Annotated in this window: 15 protein-coding genes; 5 read left to right on the top strand and 10 right to left on the bottom strand. The window is 52.5% G+C overall.

All coding sequences use genetic code 11. The features are described 5' to 3' along the window. Positions 1 to 46 precede the first annotated feature (46 nt). Positions 47 to 856, top strand: coding sequence for a response regulator (locus C2U68_RS15555; protein ID WP_140913386.1), 810 nt, complete (start codon positions 47 to 49; stop codon positions 854 to 856). A gap of 55 nt (positions 857 to 911) precedes the next feature. Here C2U68_RS15555 and C2U68_RS15550 read toward each other — a convergent pair whose 3' ends face one another. Genes C2U68_RS15550 through C2U68_RS15540 form a run of 3 tightly spaced genes read right to left on the bottom strand, consistent with a single transcriptional unit; the run spans position 912 to position 4708 of the window. After that, complete coding sequence (locus C2U68_RS15550; protein ID WP_140913385.1) at positions 912 to 1898, bottom strand: alpha/beta hydrolase family protein; 987 nt, start codon at positions 1896 to 1898, stop codon at positions 912 to 914. A gap of 5 nt (positions 1899 to 1903) precedes the next feature. Further along, positions 1904 to 3154: a hypothetical protein gene (locus tag C2U68_RS15545; protein ID WP_140913384.1), complete on the bottom strand. Its 1251-nt coding sequence runs from the start codon at positions 3152 to 3154 to the stop codon at positions 1904 to 1906. A gap of 3 nt (positions 3155 to 3157) precedes the next feature. Next, the gene (locus tag C2U68_RS15540; protein WP_140913383.1) at positions 3158 to 4708 is read right to left on the bottom strand and encodes an MBOAT family O-acyltransferase; all 1551 of its coding nucleotides are present in this window, start codon (positions 4706 to 4708) and stop codon (positions 3158 to 3160) included. A 240-nt stretch (positions 4709 to 4948) separates the two neighbouring features. Between C2U68_RS15540 and lexA the strand changes: the two genes are divergently transcribed. From lexA to C2U68_RS15520, 4 genes are read left to right on the top strand one after another with little or no spacing between them, the layout of a single operon-like run. Beyond that, positions 4949 to 5557: a transcriptional repressor LexA gene (gene lexA / locus C2U68_RS15535; protein ID WP_140913382.1), complete on the top strand. Its 609-nt coding sequence runs from the start codon at positions 4949 to 4951 to the stop codon at positions 5555 to 5557. Next, the gene (imuA, locus tag C2U68_RS15530; RefSeq protein ID WP_140913381.1) at positions 5554 to 6165 is read left to right on the top strand and encodes a translesion DNA synthesis-associated protein ImuA; all 612 of its coding nucleotides are present in this window, start codon (positions 5554 to 5556) and stop codon (positions 6163 to 6165) included. The genes lexA and imuA overlap by 4 nt, the downstream gene beginning before the upstream one ends. A gap of 7 nt (positions 6166 to 6172) precedes the next feature. Continuing rightward, positions 6173 to 7663 carry a Y-family DNA polymerase gene (locus tag C2U68_RS15525; protein ID WP_140913380.1) on the top strand — a complete coding sequence of 497 codons (1491 nt, stop codon included), beginning with the start codon at positions 6173 to 6175 and terminating at the stop codon, positions 7661 to 7663. Beyond that, entirely contained in the window at positions 7647 to 10772 is a 3126-nt protein-coding gene (locus C2U68_RS15520) for an error-prone DNA polymerase (RefSeq protein WP_140913379.1), read from the top strand. Before C2U68_RS15525 ends, C2U68_RS15520 begins: the two co-directional genes overlap by 17 nt. Positions 10773 to 10801: 29 nt before the next feature. Here C2U68_RS15520 and C2U68_RS15515 read toward each other — a convergent pair whose 3' ends face one another. From C2U68_RS15515 to C2U68_RS15485, 7 genes are all read right to left on the bottom strand, one after another. Beyond that, entirely contained in the window at positions 10802 to 11782 is a 981-nt protein-coding gene (locus C2U68_RS15515; protein ID WP_186289634.1) for a glycosyl transferase, read from the bottom strand. Beyond that, positions 11782 to 12885, bottom strand: coding sequence for a DegT/DnrJ/EryC1/StrS family aminotransferase (locus C2U68_RS15510; protein ID WP_140913378.1), 1104 nt, complete (start codon positions 12883 to 12885; stop codon positions 11782 to 11784). The genes C2U68_RS15515 and C2U68_RS15510 overlap by 1 nt, the downstream gene beginning before the upstream one ends. Continuing rightward, positions 12882 to 13880 (bottom strand): NAD-dependent epimerase/dehydratase family protein, encoded by a 999-nt coding sequence (locus C2U68_RS15505; protein WP_222101920.1) that lies wholly within the window; start codon positions 13878 to 13880, stop codon positions 12882 to 12884. The genes C2U68_RS15510 and C2U68_RS15505 overlap by 4 nt, the downstream gene beginning before the upstream one ends. Then, positions 13873 to 14835, bottom strand: a complete 963-nt coding sequence (locus C2U68_RS15500; protein WP_140913376.1) for a hypothetical protein — start codon at positions 14833 to 14835, stop codon at positions 13873 to 13875. Before C2U68_RS15500 ends, C2U68_RS15505 begins: the two co-directional genes overlap by 8 nt. Next, a complete protein-coding gene (locus tag C2U68_RS15495; protein ID WP_186289633.1) occupies positions 14832 to 15650 on the bottom strand; it encodes a methyltransferase, TIGR04325 family in 819 nt (272 codons plus the stop codon). Before C2U68_RS15495 ends, C2U68_RS15500 begins: the two co-directional genes overlap by 4 nt. 106 nt (positions 15651 to 15756) lie before the next feature. Then, complete coding sequence (locus C2U68_RS15490; protein ID WP_140913374.1) at positions 15757 to 16941, bottom strand: glycosyltransferase family 4 protein; 1185 nt, start codon at positions 16939 to 16941, stop codon at positions 15757 to 15759. Between the two features lie 61 nt (positions 16942 to 17002). Continuing rightward, the gene (locus tag C2U68_RS15485; protein ID WP_186289632.1) at positions 17003 to 17869 is read right to left on the bottom strand and encodes an FkbM family methyltransferase; all 867 of its coding nucleotides are present in this window, start codon (positions 17867 to 17869) and stop codon (positions 17003 to 17005) included. Between the last annotated feature and the right edge of the window lie 4 nt (positions 17870 to 17873).

The following is a 17873-nucleotide window of genomic DNA, read 5'->3' as shown; positions in this document are numbered from 1 at the left end:
TTTTGCCCGCAACCACCGTTTCCGATAGAAAACAGAGTAACGTCCTATGCATGCTATCCATATTGCCGACCTGTCGATTTTGTTGATAGAACCGTCGCCGACGCAACTTAAAGTCATTCTGCAGCACTTACGCGGCGAAGGTATCGCCAAGGTAGAAGGCGTCTCCAGCGGCGCGGCGGCGATGGAAAGTTTGCATAGCCATCAACCGGATTTGATTATCAGCAGCCTGTATTTGCCGGACATGATGGCAACGGAGTTGATCGAGCAACTCAGGGAAGACGAAGTGCTGAACCATATCCCGTTCATGCTGATTTCCAGCGAATCCAGCTTCGACGTACTGGATAACATCCGTCAGGCCGGCGTCGTGGCGATATTGCCCAAGCCCTTCGCCCACGAAGATTTAAAACACGCGCTCCGTTCCACCATCGAATTCATTGACCCGCAAGAGATCAGTCTGGAACATTACGATATCGAGAACGTGAGAGTTTTGGTGGTGGACGACAGTAAACTGGCCCGGAAACATATCAGCCGGGTACTGAACAACATGGGGATCGAGAAAATCACCGAAGCGCATGACGGCAAGGCGGGGCTGGATCTGTTCAGCTTAAATCAAAACGCCTTCGACTTGATCGTGACCGACTACAACATGCCGATCATGGATGGTCAGCAATTGATCCGCGCGATCCGCCAGGATCTGGGCAACTCGATCATCCCCATTCTGATGGTCACCAGCGAAGATAACGAAACCCGGCTGGCCAACGTGCATAAGGCCGGAGTCTCCGGCATCTGCGACAAACCGTTCAATCCACAGACGGTCAAGGAAATGTTGTACCGGGTATTGGAACCGGAAGATTAAGCGCCCGATATCGTCGTTTTCAAACTAAACCAAGCTTAAGGCCGCAATACTCGAATCATCTCGCCAGCTGCAACAGCCGGTCGAAACAGTAATCGGCCAGCAACTCGTGACCGCCATCGTAGACCATCAGAGACGCAAACCCGACGTCCCGCTGCAAAAAAACGACTCTGTCGCCGATACGCGTTGAGCCCGCAGCTTCCCCTTGCGTTAACAAGCGCATCGCCAGACCGGGCTCGACGGCAGCCTCGGGTTTGGCATATAAATCGACCAGACGATTGAAGTAAGCAAGCGAATGCGCAATCGGCACGGTTCCCTTGTGACCATCCTTAATCCCGGCATACAGTTCGACCCGCCCCCGGGGACTCGTTGGTAAGGGCCAATACAAGGGAGAGCGTGCCCGCGCCGCGCCGGCATCGATTGCCGTGCCGCTGCCGGTGCAAGCCAGCACATAATCGCTTAAATCGGCTCTGCCGCTATGTTTGGTTTGTAACTGCCATTCGGCCAAATCGCTAATCGGCGCCCAGGCCAGCCAAGCCTTGACCGGATGTCGGGTTCTGGCGTACCAGCCCAATGCGGTATAGGCCCCGCCGGAAAAACCGACGACATAAATATTTTGCAAGTCGACATTTGCGTTAGTTAAGGCAAAGCTCACCGCATCTTCCAAATCGGCAATAACCTGATCGCTTAGACAGTTCTCGGTAGCGACCGCCGGTCCGCGAAAGTCGGGATGGATGTAGTTCCAATCGTTCAGTTTGGCTAAGGCCGCCAAGGCATCGGGCGTGGCGTAGTTGCCCGCCCAATAATGCAAACTGATCAGCAAAGGCCGCTTCGAGCTAGTCGGGGCGGAGTAAAAATAAGCTTTTTGCAACTTGCCGTCGACGCTGCTTGGAATATCCCGAATGCCGAAGCCTTCCGGCCATTTAAAGGGTTTGTCGGCGCCAGTTCCATGCAGCCACTGGTAGACCGTGGCATAGGTCTTTGCCCCCGCCACATACGAGCAAGCGGCAACCAAAGCCAGGGTTAGAATCAATCGCAGCTTCATGGCACTCAAGGATCGACTTTAGCCGCAGTACGGTCCATTTCCGTAGCCGCTTGCTTCACGATTGTTCCAATCGCCGCAGCGTCTGCGGGATAGTTTGTCGCGTAAGACTCCTGCAAGCCGCGTAATTTAGCCTGATACTCTGGCAGACCACCGCTGTCCAGACGGGCGCCGAAATCGGCGAATTCGGCATTACCAGACCGGACGCCCATCACTCTGTCCATTACCAAGTACCCCAAGGTTTTCTTGTAATGCGCCGGCTCCCAAAACCAATGCATCAGTTGACTTGGCTGGGCAGGCACTGCTTCCAAGGCCGGACCGTAACTGCCGCTGAAATCCCAGATCTGATTCGGCTGGTGACCGGCACGTAGCGCCTCTTCGGCATTGATGTTCACAATTTCCTGTTGCATCGCCTCGAAACGCGGCCACAAATCCGACAACCATAACGTTTGCCAATACCAAGCGTGAGCCGGGTGGATAATCAACTTGACCTCAACGCCTTCGACATACGCTTGCCTGAGTAGTTGGCGAAAATCGTCCAGGCTTTTGCGAAAACCGTCGATGTTTTGCTGCATTTCCTTAAACTGCTGCACATAGCTACGCGTGTAAAACCGAAAAGTTTTGATATGGTCAAAATCGTCGGTCAAGGGCTGCCAGAAACCGTTGGCAGCCAAGGTGTCTTTGCCCCAGGACTGCTTGCGAACCGTACTCAAACTGGCTTGTAACCCGGATACCGAAAGCAGCGATGAGGCTAAATCCGGTAGTTTGGCCGAAAATAAATTGAATTGGTTTTGACCATCAGCGGTTACCGCTAAACGTGATTCGGAAAAAGCGCCACTGGTATCCGGTTCAGGATGGAACACCCTTAAATCGAGAGACAAAATCACCAATTTCTGCGGCTTGATCGCTTGTACATGTTGAAAGTAACGTCTGATCTCGTACATGCTTACCGACGGCACGGCCACGTTGTAACAGCCCAAACCGGCCAACGCCGGCTGATCGGGCGCCAAGCCGCGTCCGGCCCGCGAAGTACCGAAAATAGTACATTCCGGCTGCAGGTTCTCGATCCGGTAGGGGTGCGTCAACCGCAGGTGGGCCACATAGTTGGGTTTATTGGCGTTAATGCCGGCGACGGCGGGCGCGTCGAAAATGCTGAAGGGATTAATAAACCAATTCAACCAGGCAATCAGCGCCAAGGCTCCCAAGACGCAACTCGCCCAGCACAACAGATACTTGTTCGCTTGTTTCGTGATAGTCATCGGTTAAAACTGGAAATACAAAAATTCGCTGATTTGGGTCAGGCCCAGTAAGGCCCAAACCGCGGCCAAACCGATCAGACCGGCCCAGCGCAGGTTTGGCGACCAGATCCCGTTATCGATTAAAACAGCCGACTCATCCGCTCCGCGCGGCGCCAAATAAAAGCGCCCCATGATTTGCTGGGTATTCGGTGCGAGAAAAGTAATGCTCACCGCAACCGATAATACCGCCAGCAAAATGGCTTCCGCACTGACGCTAACACCGGTAACAGCCACCCAGGCTCCCAACGCCGACTGTTGCACCACGGCCGAGTAAAACGGCGACAGCTGAAGCTGCGGCAACGCTAGCATGCTGGCTAAAATCCGATGCGCAGTATCGACATCGTTGGCGCGGAAATACACCCAGCCGACGACCACAGCCAGGAATGTCAGCAAATTGCCCGATACCCGACCCAATCGGCTTGACGATGCCAGATCGTGCCCCAGAGAACGGCGCACGGCGTGCCAACCATGATTGACGATCAGGTAGCAGCCGTGCAGAGCCCCCCAGATGATAAAAGTCCAGCCGGCGCCATGCCACAGTCCGCCAAGTAACATGGTAATCAACAGGTTGGCGTAGCGGCGAAGCGGACCCTTTTTGTTTCCGCCGAGCGCAATGTACAGATAGTCGCGTAAAAAGCGCGACAGCGTCATATGCCAACACCGCCAGAATTCGATGATATTGACGGCTTTATACGGTGAATTGAAATTCAACGGCAGCCGCACCCCCATCATCAACGCCAAGCCGATGGCCATATCCGAATAGCCGGAAAAATCGAAATAGAGTTGAAAGGTATAAGACAAAGCCCCGCCCCAGGCATCTAAATGCATCAATTGCTGGCCTTTGGCGGCAGCGGCAAATATCGGCGCGCCCAGACCGGCGAGACTGTCGGCGATCACCACCTTTTTGAATAAGCCCAGGACAAAATAACTCAGGCCGGCGGCAAAATTCAGCGAGTCGAAGCGAAATATGCTGGGTCTGCCAAACTGGGGCATCATTTCCCGGTGATGCAAGACCGGGCCGGCAATCAGGTGCGGGAAGTAGGTCACGAACAGCGCATAGTGCAGAAAATTGTATTCCCTCACCTCACCGCGGTAGGCGTCGACCAAAAAGGCAATCTGCGTGAAGGTAAAAAATGAAATACCCAGCGGCAAAATGATTTCGGCGTGCGCGTAGCCGGTACCCAGGGCCGCATTGAGGTTTTCCAGAAAAAAATTGGCGTATTTGTAATAACCCAGTACCGCCAGATTGGCCGAGACGGCCAGGGCAAAGATTCGCTGCCGGGTAGACAGCGCGCGGCGCTCGTCGCCCAGCAGCGTGCCGATGGCATAATTGAAAAAGATCGACGCGATAATCAGGCCAAGGTAAGCCGGATTCCACCAGCCATAAAAAAACAGCGAGGCGGCAACCAGCCAGCTAATCGCCACTCTCCGGCCGGCATAACGGCCCAAGAAAAAAAACAGGCCTAATGTTATCGGCAAAAAAGCCAGGATGAAGGTGTAGGAGTTGAAAAGCATAAATTCGGGCTTTTGTCCTGGGTTAGCGCGGGTTTATAAAATGATCGACGCCTAAAAACTACACTAAATGCCAAACTATACAAGCACCCAACCGGCGCCATATTTATAAGCGATTGATTTAGAAGGCCATCCACTCTAATAAACCTACTTGGCGGCCGCGCCATGCTGGCTTGGGTTTTCCTTGAATCCTTCCCCCAATCGAAATATACTGCTCATAAAAACAGTATTTATAAAAGCAGCATGAAACCCCTCACCCACCGCCAGCAGCAAATTCTGGACTTCATCGAGCAAACCCTGGTGCGGGACGGCTTTCCGCCGACCATCGCCGAAATCACCGCGGCTTTCGGCATGGGGTCCGGCAACGCTATTCGCGGCCACTTGCAGGCACTGGCCAAGAAAGGCGCGATTCAACTGACGCCGGGCGCCTCGCGCGGCATTCGCCTGCTAAAACCCGGCACCGATCCAGGCTTACCGCTGATCGGCCGGGTCGCGGCCGGCCAGCCGATCCTGGCTGAACAACATATCGAAGGCTATTGCCAGCTCGGCCCCGAATTATTCCAGCAGCGGGCCGATTATTTACTCAGAGTGCACGGCCTGAGCATGCGCGATGCCGGCATCCTGGACGGCGATTTGTTGGCCGTGCAACGCCGGCCCGATGCGCGCAGCGGACAGCTGGTGGTGGCGCGGATCGGCGACGAAGCTACCGTGAAACGGCTGCGGCTGGACGGCGATATCGCGTATCTGGAACCGGCCAATCCGGATTTCAAAACCCTCCGCATCGATTTACGCCAGGAGGCATTAGCCATCGAAGGCATCGTGGTTGGCGTGATTCGCCGGGAACCTTTATGAATCAGGCCTTGGAAGATTTGCTGCGTAGCCGGGCCGGGATCTGGCGCGGCCTGCACAGCGACCACGCCGCCTGGCCCGTGGTCGGCAGCGGTTTTCCGGAACTGGATACGGTATTACCCGGCGGCGGTTGGCCGCTGGGTACGCTAGCGGAAATCGCCATCCCTGCCGTGGGCTGCGGCGAATTGCGCCTGCTGTTGCCGGCGATGGCCAGCTTGAGCCGGGCCGGGCGCCACATCGTCTGGATTGCGCCGCCCTATCAACCTTATGCACCAGGGCTACTCCAGGCTGGCTTGGCCTTGCCGCAACTGCTGGCCGTCAACGTCGATACCGCGGACGATATACCATGGAGTGGGGAAAAACTGCTACGCAGCGGCGGCTGCGGCATGGCCTTACTGTGGCCGCGCCGACTCGACAACCGGCAAATCCGCCGGCTGCAATTGGCCGCCGAAACCGGCTCGGCCTTGGCCGTCCTGTTCGTGCTACCCGGCCAAAGCTACCCCGGCGCTGCCTTGCGCATCGGTGTATGCCCAAGCGCAGCCGGTCTGGCCTTAAACATCATCAAGGCCCGCGGCAGTTTGCGCCGCAGCAGGCTGACCATAAGGTTTTGAACCGCCGATGGCTGCCACCGCCCTTGCCCGCTCGCCGCAATCGCTACCGCGTTCGACAACTATTGCCAAAGCCCCGGCTACGCCAGCCAAGCTCTGGCTATGCGCGCACTTTCCGGCATTGGCCTTGGAGGCACTGAAAATCGATACCACGCAAGCGGTCGCCGCCATTGCCACCCTCAACGGCCGGCCTGGCCTTTACGCCGTTTCGGCGGTAGCGCGCCAGGCCGGCGTCGAACCAGGCATGAGCCAAAACGCCGCCCAAGCCTTATGCCCGACACTGACTTTACTGCCGCGTGACCCCGCGGCCGAAAAGGCGGCACTCAAACGACTGGCTGACATCGGCTTACATTTCAGCCCCTGGGCCAGCCTGGACCGGCCCGATTGCGTGCTACTCGAAATCGGCAGTTGTCTAACTTTGTTCGGCGGCGGCGACCGTTTCAGGCAACAACTACGCGACGCTTGTCTGGCTGCCGGCCACACCCCAGCCATAGCGATTGCGCCAACCGCCGCCGCTGCGGAATTGTTGGCCGGCCTGGGTTTGGAAATGCAAATTACGGAGCTCGCCCAACTGCGTTCTGCCTTGGGTCCGTTGCCGATCGCAGCCTTGGGATTGGAGGGCAAAACCTTGACCCGCCTGGGCAATGCCGGCATCCGCCGCTTGGTCGACCTGTGGCGCTTACCGCGCGACGGCCTGGCCCGGCGTTACGGCAACGGTTTATTGCAACGCCTGGATAGCTTGCTCGGTCTGCAACCCACGGTTCTCAACGCCTTTCACAAACCTCCGGCCTTTGCCGCTCGCCGGGAATTGCCGATCGATTTGACCCGGCTGGACCATTTTTTCCCGGCCATCGCACAATTGGTCGAATCCTGGGCGGACTTCCTGAGACAGTGCGACGCGGTGGCGCTGGCGGTAGCGCTAGACCTGCACCACCACCGCCGGCCGTCGACCCGGCTGGAATTACGTTTTCGCCACGGCAACCGCGATGCCGGCCATTGTCTGGCCTTGCTGCGGGAAAAAATGGAACGCAGCCCGCTACCGGCGCCGGTCCTCGGGGTCGAGCTACTCTGTAGCGAAATCACCCCATGTCAGCCAGCCATCACTTCGCTGTTCGCTGAAGAGCCGGCCACGGAAGCCAACAGCGACTGGCAAGCGATGCTGGACCAAGTGCAGAACCGGCTCGGCCACCATGCCTTACAACGCTTCGCCGTCGCCGCCGACCACCGGCCGGAACGCGCGCACCATCACGATACAACCCAAGCGGCAATGCAGACCGTGGCCTCGCCCCGCCCGCTTTGGCTGCTTGACGCGCCCGAACCGTTATCCGCCGACAGTTTCACGCTACTGTCGGCGGCCGAACGCATCGAATCCGGCTGGTGGGACAATCAGGCGCTACGCCGCGACTACTTTATCGGCCAGGACCGTCTGGGCCGCAAACTATGGCTGTTCCGCGAACTCTCCGGCAACCGGGGCTGGTATCTGCATGGCTTGTTCGGCTGACGGCAACGCGGCGACCATCGGCTTCGCCGAACTGCATTGTTTATCCAATTTCAGTTTTCTGCGTGGCGCCTCGCATCCGGAAGAACTGGTCGCAACCGCCGCCGCGCTGGGCTACCAAGCATTGGCACTGACCGACGAATGCTCGCTGGCCGGCGTGGTGCGCGCCCATCTGGCCGCGCTCCAACACAACATCCAGTTGATCGTCGGCAGCGAATTCAGTCTGGACGACGGTTTGAAGCTATTGTTGCTCGCCACCGACCGCGATAGTTACGGCAACCTGTCGGCATTAATTACGCTGGCCCGGCGCCAGGCCGATAAAGGCGGCTATCGCTTGAGCCGGGCCGATCTCGCTGCTCATTTACCGCATGGTTGTCTGGCGATCTGGCTGCCCGTCACCGAATCGTTGAGGGCGGACGGCGATTGGCTGCAGCAGTTGTTCGGCAGCGACCTATGGCTGGGCGCCGGCCGTTTCCTGACCGGCAACGATGAGGTCTGGCTGGCTGAATGCCGGCAATTGGCCGACAACGTCGGCATTCCTGTCGTGGCCTGCAACGACGTACATATGCATCGCCGCTCGCGGCAAGCGTTGCAGGACACCTTGACCGCGATCCGCCTCGGCCGTTCACTGCCGGACTTGGGTTACGCCTTGTTCGCCAATGGCGAGCGGCATCTGCGCTCCCTGCCCCGGCTGGCCCAACTTTATCCGGAGGAATGGCTGCAACAATCGCTGGCAATCGCTGCACGTTGTAAGTTCTCGCTGAGCGAATTGCGCTACGAATATCCGCGCGAACTGGTACCGAACGGTTATACGCCCGCAACCTGGCTGCGACATTTGACCGAGACAGGGATTCGCAAACGTTGGCCGACTGGCGAACCCAGCAAAGTCCGCCAGCAAATCGAACACGAATTGGCGTTGATCGCCGATCTGGCTTACGAACCTTATTTTTTGACCGTGCACGACATCGTCCGCTTCGCCCGCGAGCAAGGCATCCTCTGTCAGGGCCGCGGTTCGGCCGCCAATTCGGCCGTGTGTTTTTGCCTGGGGATTACCGAGGTCGACCCTAGCCGGATGAATCTGTTATTCGAGCGCTTTCTGTCGCGGGAGCGCAACGAGCCGCCGGATATCGACGTCGATTTCGAACACGAGCGCCGCGAGCAAGTCATTCAATACATCTACCAAAAATACGGCCGCCACCGCGCGGCGCTGGCAGCGACGGTGATTACTTACCGCTCTCGCAGCGCAGTGCGTGACGTCGGTAAGGCTCTGGGTTTGAATGCGGCGCAGATCGAACGCCTGGCCGGCACGGTGGACCGCTGGGACGGCTATAAATTGATGCCGGAAGCGTTGCAAGAATGCGGCTTCGATCCCACCAGCCTGACCGTGCAACGTTTGGTTGCCCTGGTCGAACAAATCAAAGGCTTTCCGCGGCATTTGTCGCAACACGTCGGCGGCTTCGTCATCGCCCGCGACGACCTGTCGCGGCTGGTGCCGGTGGAAAACGCCAGCATGGCCGACCGCACCGTGATTCAGTGGGAAAAGGACGACCTGGAAGCGATGGGGCTGCTGAAAGTCGACATTCTGGCGCTGGGCATGCTCAGCGCAATCCGCCGCGCCCTGAGTTATCTGGACCATTATATTCGTCCGCCCGGTTCTCAAACCGGCGCAGCCTGGACCTTGGCCGACATCCCGGCCGAAGACCCGGCGGTTTACCGCATGCTGCAACAAGCCGACAGCATTGGCGTATTCCAAGTCGAGTCGCGCGCACAGATGACGATGCTGCCGCGTTTGCAACCGGCGAATTTTTACGATCTGGTCATCGAAATCGCCATCGTCCGGCCCGGGCCGATTCAGGGCGAAATGGTGCATCCCTATCTGGCCCGCCGCCAGGGACTGGAACCGGTCGTTTATCCCAGTCCGGAAGTGAAAGCGGTGCTGGAACGTACCCTGGGTATCCCGATTTTTCAGGAACAAGTGATGCAACTATCCATGGTGGCAGCCGGCTTTAGCGCCGACGAAGCCGACCAGTTGCGGCGGGCGATGGCGGCCTGGAAACGCAAGGGCGGTTTGGAGCCGTTTGAGCGCAAACTGTTGGAAGGCATGCGCACACGCGGCTACAGCGCCGAATTTGCCCAGCGCATATTCCAGCAAATCAAAGGTTTCGGCGACTACGGCTTCCCGGAATCGCATTCCGCCAGCTTTGCCTTGCTGGCTTATGTCTCGGCCTGGTTGAAATGCCACCATCCGGCGGCGTTTTGTTGCGCACTGCTGAACAGCCAGCCGATGGGCTTTTACGGCCCGTCGCAACTGGTGCAGGACGCCCGGCGCCACGGCGTCGAGGTACGGCCGGTGGACGTGCAGACCAGTGTGTTTGAATGTAGCTTGGAATTCATACCCGATGTGGCGCCGGCCTTGCGGCTGGGCTTTAACCAGGTCAAAGGCCTGGCGCCAGATGCAGCAAGTGCCATCGTCCAGGCCCGGCTGAACGGCCGGTTTGCCAACGTCGCCGATCTCGCGGCGCGCGCCGGCCTCAAGCGGCAGGATTTGGAATTTCTGGCTGCCGCCGATGCCTTGCAGGCCCTGGCCGGGAACCGCCACCAAGCCTTTTGGGCGGCCGGCGGCATCGAACCGCCAACCTCGGTATTTGGCGTACCGGCCATTGCCGAAGCCACGCCACTATTGAAACCGCCCAGCCTCGGCCAGGACGTCACGGCCGATTACGCCAGCACCCGGCTGACATTACGCAGCCATCCGCTGGCCTTGTTGCGGGCCCGCTTGCGCCGCCGGGGCGTGACGACGGCGGCATCGCTATGGCAACGCCGCAACGGCAGCATCGCCCAGGTCGCCGGCCTGGTGATCTGCCGGCAACGGCCGATGACCGCGTCCGGTGTGACTTTCGTGACCCTGGAAGACGAGACCGGCCAAGTCAATCTGGTGGTTTGGCCGGCCACGGCAATGGCCCAGCGCAAACCCTTACTCAAAGCCCGCCTGCTGTCGGTGACCGGCACGATCCAGCAGGAAGACGGGGTGTTGCATTTGGTGGCAGGCAAGCTGGAAGATTGGAGTGCCTTGATAGGAGAATTAGCAACCAAGTCGAGGGATTTTCATTGAAATCAATAAGCTCTTCCTGACGCTAGTCATCACTCGCGTCGCCTCCCGACAAATGGACTTATTGTAAACGTTTGATGCCAATGTATGCGGACCCTCCAACTTTGCCGCCAATAACCTGCAAATAATTCGACGAATACATCGGTCAAGTTCCGCGTTCGCTGCGGTCTTATGTGCCAACCGTAGCCGCGCATTGTGTCCAGCGCCACGCGCAAATCCTTGAAATATTCCTGATAAATAAAACGCTTGACCGGCTTAGGCAGAGGATAAGAGCCACAGTCGACGGCGTATCGACCAGCCAGCCAACCACGCACAATTCTTAGCTCGTGAAAGTGCCAGCAAATCCCACGGCCGTATGGAAATCGAGTGGCATTCCAGGGCGCTAGCAGTAGTTCTTTGTCGGCCAAAACATGCACGTATTGTGCAAATCGCTCCGGCCAGTCGTCCAGATACTTCTGATCGCCGAACTTTCCTTCTTCCGTTCGCGCATAGCACCACTCGACGCAGCGGGCCTCCCACCACGCTCTGACTGGCTCTCCACCCTCTCGGTTAAATACTACAAATTGCACGCAATACTGGCCGGAAGTCTCAGAGCGGTCGTATTCGGGTGCGTAAGCATGATCGGTAATCAATACCTGTTTGCCGGAGGCTTCGAACTCGCGGAATATCGGACTTGGATTTTTACGAAACCATAAATCCGCGTCCAAATAAGTCACCCGTCGCGCAGATGGGTCCGCCTCAAATACAAAGCGCGGCGAAAACGGAGTCAATGTCCAACAATACTCACCCTTGGAGCGATTGGCTTTGACTCGAATTAATTCATCGGTTTCGAGCTTGCTCAGTGGTAGAAGTCGCACGTTTGGCAGGTTTAATACCCCTAACATCCCAAAAACGTCATCGTCCATGCACAAAATCCACAGGGTGTACGAGCCGGCATGGCGTTGCATGGAACGATGCAGAGCCAATCCCTGAGGTAAAAACAGACTGTCAAACAACGTTACATAGTGTTCCATTACTCGCCTGAAAAGGAATTCAAAGCTGCGATGACGGCATCGACTTCCGCATCCGCCATCTGCGGATGGCACGGGATGGAAAGGCATGTTGCCGCATGGTGCTCGCTGATTGCCAAACCTAACGGATCGCGGGCGATATTTAGGCAGGACTCCTGTTGGTGGATAGGAATCGGATAGTGGATATGGGTTTGCACCTGATGCGTCCGTAAATGGGCTTGCAATTTATCCCGCTGAACGCAGTTCACGACAAACAGATGGTAAACATGGGCTTGCGGCGATTCCGGCACAGCCATGCATTTGACAAGAGGATTATCGATGCCGGATAAATAAGCGTCGGCAATCTCCCGCCGTCGAGTCGTAAATTCGGGGAGCCACTTTAACCGCTCGCCCAATATGGCGGCTTGCATTTCATCCAGCCGGCTATTTAAGCCCATCTCAGGATGGTAATAACGTACGCTTTGACCATAATTGCGCAACTTGCCGGCCTTCCGCGCCAGGGCCTCGTCATCGCTCACCAACATGCCGGCATCGCCTACAGCCCCAAGATTTTTCGTGGGATAAAAGCTAAACGCCCCGGCCGCGCCAAAACTGCCTGCCATGTTGCCGTTGAGCGACGCCAAATGGGCCTGAGCGCAATCTTCGACCAGCAAGATACCGCGAGCGGCACAGAGTTCTGTCCAGGCATCCATAGCCCGAATTTGCCCGTAGAGGTGCACCAAAACGATTGCTTTGGTTCGCAGTGTAATGCAGCGTCGCGCACTGTCGATCGACATCAACGCGGTTTGCCGGTCGATATCCGCCAGCACCGGAGTTGCGCCCGCTCTGACAATGGCCAGTACTGTAGCAAAGGCCGTCATAGGTGTGGTGATGACCTCGTCACCAGGCCCTATTCCTAATGACCGCAGGGCGATCTCTATGGCGTCCATGCCGTTACCTACGCCTATCCCATATGCGACACCGCATTCCGTCGCCCATTGCCTTTCGAATACCTCTACTTCACGGCCAAGCACATACCAACCCGATTCCAGTACGCGACTTGCCGCACCAAGCATAGCCTGATGCAACTCCGGCGGTTCCACTTTGAAATCGTTCATCAAAATCATGACGTTTCGTCCCAATATTGACGATGATAGGCACGATAGTAGGCCAATGTTCGAGTCAAACCATCCCCCAAACCGATCCGGGGTTGCCAGCCGAGTTCGCGATTAATTAACGAAAAATCGCTGTAATAATCGCCTATATCGATCGCCTTACGCTCCGGTGGGAAAGGAATCAATTCAAAAGCGCCGCCAGATTCCAGACTAACCATTAGTCCAGCCAGTTCTTTCAAGCTAATCACTTCGTTGCTACCCAGGTTATAGACCTTACCGTTCGAATCGTCGCTGACGCCGGCAAGTAACAGAGCGTCCACACAGTCATCGACATAATTGAAATCCCGCAACTGCATCCCATCGCCAAAAACCTTGATTGGCTTTCCCTCGATTAGCAGCCGCACCCAAATCCCGAGGAAAGTTTGCCGTGCATCTTTTACTCTCATGCCCGGGCCATAGGTATTAGTCAGGCGCAATGCGCACGCGCGAATGCCGTACACATTGTTATAGAGCAGGTGATACCATTCCCCCGCCAGTTTGTTGATACCGTTTACGTCAACTGGCCGAATCGGATGTTTCTCATCGACAGGCAAATAATCCGGCTTACCATAGATTTGCCGAGTACTGGCAAATACAATTTTCAAGTCTGTATTAACCTTACGGCAAGCTTCCAATAATGACAGTTGGGCTTGGGCGTTAATATCCAGATCGGTCTGCGGATCGGCCATGGAGTCCAAATGGCTTGTTTGCCCTGCCAAGTTGAATAAATAGTCCTTGTCCCTGAGCAAATACGCAATGGCGAACGGGTCCCGCACATCGCAGACATTCACCAGAACTTGATCGAGAATATCGTTTATATTGAAAGGATTGCCGCCGTACTGCGGAATAAGGCTATCTACCAGCGTAACTTTGGCGCCAAGAGCGACAAGTTTCCGCGCCAGACTGGAGCCGATGAAACCCAGCCCCCCCGTAATTAATACTTGCTTGTTTGAATAGCCATCAAGCACCTGCAATACTCCGCCGAATACGCTTAGAAATTTTACAGATCATTCCGGCGGCATATTTTACATAGCCGGGTGAAAGATAACGACTGGATATAGCATAAAGCTCATTAAAAAACTCGTCATCAAATTTATTGGCACCTAGCCTTGCCACATATAATGCGAAACCATGTTCTTGTTTGATGGACGCAAATAACCAAGCAAGCAACCACTCTCGCCTTGTTAAATCTTGACTTTCCATGGTATTGATATAAGCAATCTCGCACCAACCAGGTGCAGACTTTAAAAACGAGCCTATGCTGCGCTGCGACAAAAAACCGAGATTCCGTAAATCTAATGAATCAATGCGCTGCGATCCCTTGATATCCATATCAGAAATCCAGAACGGCATCGCTTCCATATAAGCCATTAGTTGATGCAGTTTATCTTCACCGAAATAAGCATCAATAATTCCGGGCTCAAATTCGGCTAAAAGAATTTTTTCCTTAATAGATTTAGGTAAAGAATCGAAAATACGCAAATCCGTTCCCTGTGTATCGGATTTATACCAATCGATATGTTCAATACCAACTTTGCTGAGGGATTCCGCCAAAACTACCGAGGAAAGCTTATCAACTTGCTCTATTTCAAAAAGCGAACTAAATGACCAGGGTTGAAGAGCCAAATTATTGGGACGCAATGAACTTGAACAATATGGAGATTTAGTGAGATAAAAATTGATTTCTTCGCTTTCCCTGTCCGCTACCAGACGGTTTATCAAAAATAATTTTTTCCATTCCTTATTTTCAGTTTCCGATACCGAAAACTCCCTAGTGTCAGCATCAAAACCGACGCCAATAGAATATGTAGCGATAAGCTCCCATTGCTTAGGAAGGTGGCCCGACGCACCCAAATCAACTAAAACCGGAGGATTATCAACGAACGAAGGCTGCTCCAGTATTCTTTTTGCAATCGCTTTCACGGCACTATCCGTTGAAAAATGTAACCTTTGAATTCAGATTTAATAAGCTTAAGCACAGGGAAACTCAAGCTAGGAAAATCAGCTTTTAATAAATAATGACTGGATACAGCATCTATCAACTTAGATTCCGACAGAGACCAGCAAGGATAAGATGCCTTATAGATCGAATCCGGTACATGTTGGATATATAACCTGTCCGATCGCGAATCGTTAACTATAGTTTTGTCTATAATCAATACGTCTGCATTGGAGATCATCAGCGATTTTAAGATATCGAACGGATCAGATAAGTATTGCAATACGCTTGACAAAAAAATAACATTAGGGTTGTTCTCGCTTAAACAGTCGGGTATAGATGAATAAAATCGCAAAATTTTGTCCTGAATATAATCCCTGCCAGCCTGCACAAAATGGACTTGCTCAACTATATTCCAACGAACTTCAGATAACTCATTTAGAAAACCTCTATGCTGAAAATAGCTGCTGCCTAGAGCGCCACCAAAATCCAAAACATTTAACCGTCCGGAATTTCTGGCGGATGCGAACATTAAACCCGATAAAATTGACCAATCGTATTCGCATTTATAAAACAGCACAGAGTCCCGTTCATATGAGGCTATACCTTGTTTTACCTTAAGAGTGGAATCCAAGACATTATTTAATATGCTTGCTGCATCATAACCAACGCAGTCTCGAACCGCAAAATCCCAACTACTAACTTGACTACTAAATTTAATTGTATTACCAAAAATATTGTTAACTGTATCGATAAGAAACGGTGGAAACCATTGTCGAAATGATGAAGAAATTTTCACGAATATAATAATAATCAGAATATCAAATTCGAACTTTATATTAACAGGCTATTTGTTAATTGAAAATATTTTTCCAAAAACCACTAATATGATTTCCTAGATTTAATCAATAGCTCGCCAAAGACGAAAAACTATTCAATTTTTTTTTGGCCAAGGCATCCCAGGAATAGTGCTTAATTACTTTACTAGACCCAACACACCCCATACTAATCCTCAATTCCTTTACAGATAGAGATAGTATCTTCTCAGCCAAATCCTTAACATCGCCTTTTTTAAATTTCAACCCACAACCGGCGAATTTTTCACGATCCCATGCGGAATCATTAACAATAATCGGCAAGCCGCAGGCCATTGCATCCAACTGGCTATTGGATTCCTGCAAAGGCCAAACTCCAATATCCGATGCATGATAAACGGTGGGCAAAAACTCAGGAGAAACAAACGGAGTAACAACACATCCAGTGCAACGCGAAATCTCACTGCTATACTCAAGAGAACCTCGACCTACGAACAAGCCTTTAAAGCGTTGATAGCCTCGTTCCTGCAAATATTGTATCGCGAGGGCCAATATCAACGGAGCCTTTTCCTCCGTAAATCTACCCGTGTAAACACAAACGATGTCACCTTCACAAAACCCTAGGTTACGCCTTAGTTGATTAACCTTGAAGTCATCAAATATAGAGTTAAAGAGATCGGTTTCGACCGCCAGACTCGAGATCTCGCACATGCCACGAGGTATTTTGTAGTATTTCGTAATATTATAAAAAACATCATTAGCTATCGGAAAAAACTTATCTACATTATCAATAATCACAGACAACCCCATTAGCTTTATATTTATCCAAAATTTAACTTGAAAAAACAAGCTAATTGGAGGCTTAAAAATAGAGCTATGTAATCGGCTTTCGCAAAAAAGAAGGTATCTATATTTAATTTTTAACTTTGCTAAAAGCAACGTTGTCCTTTGTAATATTTCAAAACAATAAACCAAGTCCGGCTTCACTTCCCTAACCTTGTCCTCCAATCCCGATATTTCTATACCGAAGCGACTAAAAAAAGACTTGTTTCTATGTAAAGTGAAATCATTCTTTTTAAAAACCCCAACACCCACTCTAGCGTCCCCAAGTTTAGATCTATACAATTCATTATAATGAGGCGACGTTGCATACACTTGCAAATCGGAAGTGACCAAATGAACTTCGTGGCCTAGCTTGCCAAACGCTTTCGGCAGAAAATTTTCGGCATACCCCATATTCTCGGAATACCAATCAGAAACGATCATTATTTTCATAAACTTAAGAAACCTCTGAATAACTCAGATTTTCAACGACTTACTCAGAATCATTTAACAATTAAACTATGACAACATCGAAGCCCTTCAAATACTCTGCTATCTCAGCTTTGCAAATAAGAAAATTCTGATGATCATTGTTCCACAATCTATCAACCTTTATTATTCTTCGGCCAATCTCATCAATTGAGAAATAATGATAATCAAGACCACCAAATAGTCGATTTATCCGGTCCGCGCCCTCATCACTTATTATTTCCACAATAATTGAAGGCAAACCAATTGACAATACTGGAAAAATACTTTCCAGCACCGAAAACTCACTACCCTCAACATCTACCTTAATCAAGTCTATATCTTCAATGTCGTATTTGCTAGCTAAATAATCAAAAGATTTTACTTCGATTTCTATTTTCGCAATTTCATGATTTTTAGCAATTTCAGGATGAAGCTCATACCTATTCTTATCAATCTGCGTCATATAATTTATTTTATTCTTCAAAGCAAACATCGTCGCACTACCTTGATAATTTGACAATGCGACTTTCTCAGTAATTATCGAAAAATTATTCTTAATTATATTCTTATGCAGCACCTCAAAATTAACATCAACTGGCTCTATAGCGATAATTTTAGCAAAAGGACTATTACTTTCGGAAATAAGACTATATATTCCGGTATTTGCACCAACATCTAATACGCATCTCGATATCTTTGACAAATAAGCCCATAACGCTAAAGATTGCCTTTCCCAGCCGCCATAAAGACCATGCCTATATATCTCTGTCTCTATATAACTATCACTTCGCCAATAGAGATAAATACTTCTACACGAAATATCATCATATACCTCTATAAAACCATCAGAGTCGGGACGATGAAATCTGTTAAAAGCGAGGGAAAGAATCTTTTTTGCGATTTTTTTCACAATA

The sequence above is a fragment of the Methylomonas koyamae genome (genome assembly GCF_006483455.1).
Lineage (GTDB): Bacteria > Pseudomonadota > Gammaproteobacteria > Methylococcales > Methylomonadaceae > Methylomonas > Methylomonas koyamae_B.
The sequence above is the reverse complement of the archived record's forward strand: the minus strand, read 5'-3'. Positions and strand labels throughout refer to the sequence as shown.

Excerpts from the sequence above, each read along its gene's own strand:
- C2U68_RS15555 (WP_140913386.1), top strand. The coding sequence starts at position 47 with ATGCATGCTATCCATATTGCCGACCTGTCGATTTTGTTGATAGAACCG.
- C2U68_RS15550 (WP_140913385.1), bottom strand. The coding sequence starts at position 1,898 with ATGAAGCTGCGATTGATTCTAACCCTGGCTTTGGTTGCCGCTTGCTCG.
- C2U68_RS15545 (WP_140913384.1), bottom strand. The coding sequence starts at position 3,154 with ATGACTATCACGAAACAAGCGAACAAGTATCTGTTGTGCTGGGCGAGT.
- C2U68_RS15540 (WP_140913383.1), bottom strand. The coding sequence starts at position 4,708 with ATGCTTTTCAACTCCTACACCTTCATCCTGGCTTTTTTGCCGATAACA.
- lexA (WP_140913382.1), top strand. The coding sequence starts at position 4,949 with ATGAAACCCCTCACCCACCGCCAGCAGCAAATTCTGGACTTCATCGAG.
- imuA (WP_140913381.1), top strand. The coding sequence starts at position 5,554 with ATGAATCAGGCCTTGGAAGATTTGCTGCGTAGCCGGGCCGGGATCTGG.
- C2U68_RS15525 (WP_140913380.1), top strand. The coding sequence starts at position 6,173 with ATGGCTGCCACCGCCCTTGCCCGCTCGCCGCAATCGCTACCGCGTTCG.
- C2U68_RS15520 (WP_140913379.1), top strand. The coding sequence starts at position 7,647 with ATGGCTTGTTCGGCTGACGGCAACGCGGCGACCATCGGCTTCGCCGAA.
- C2U68_RS15515 (WP_186289634.1), bottom strand. The coding sequence starts at position 11,782 with ATGGAACACTATGTAACGTTGTTTGACAGTCTGTTTTTACCTCAGGGA.
- C2U68_RS15510 (WP_140913378.1), bottom strand. The coding sequence starts at position 12,885 with ATGATTTTGATGAACGATTTCAAAGTGGAACCGCCGGAGTTGCATCAG.
- C2U68_RS15490 (WP_140913374.1), bottom strand. The coding sequence starts at position 16,941 with ATGAAAATAATGATCGTTTCTGATTGGTATTCCGAGAATATGGGGTAT.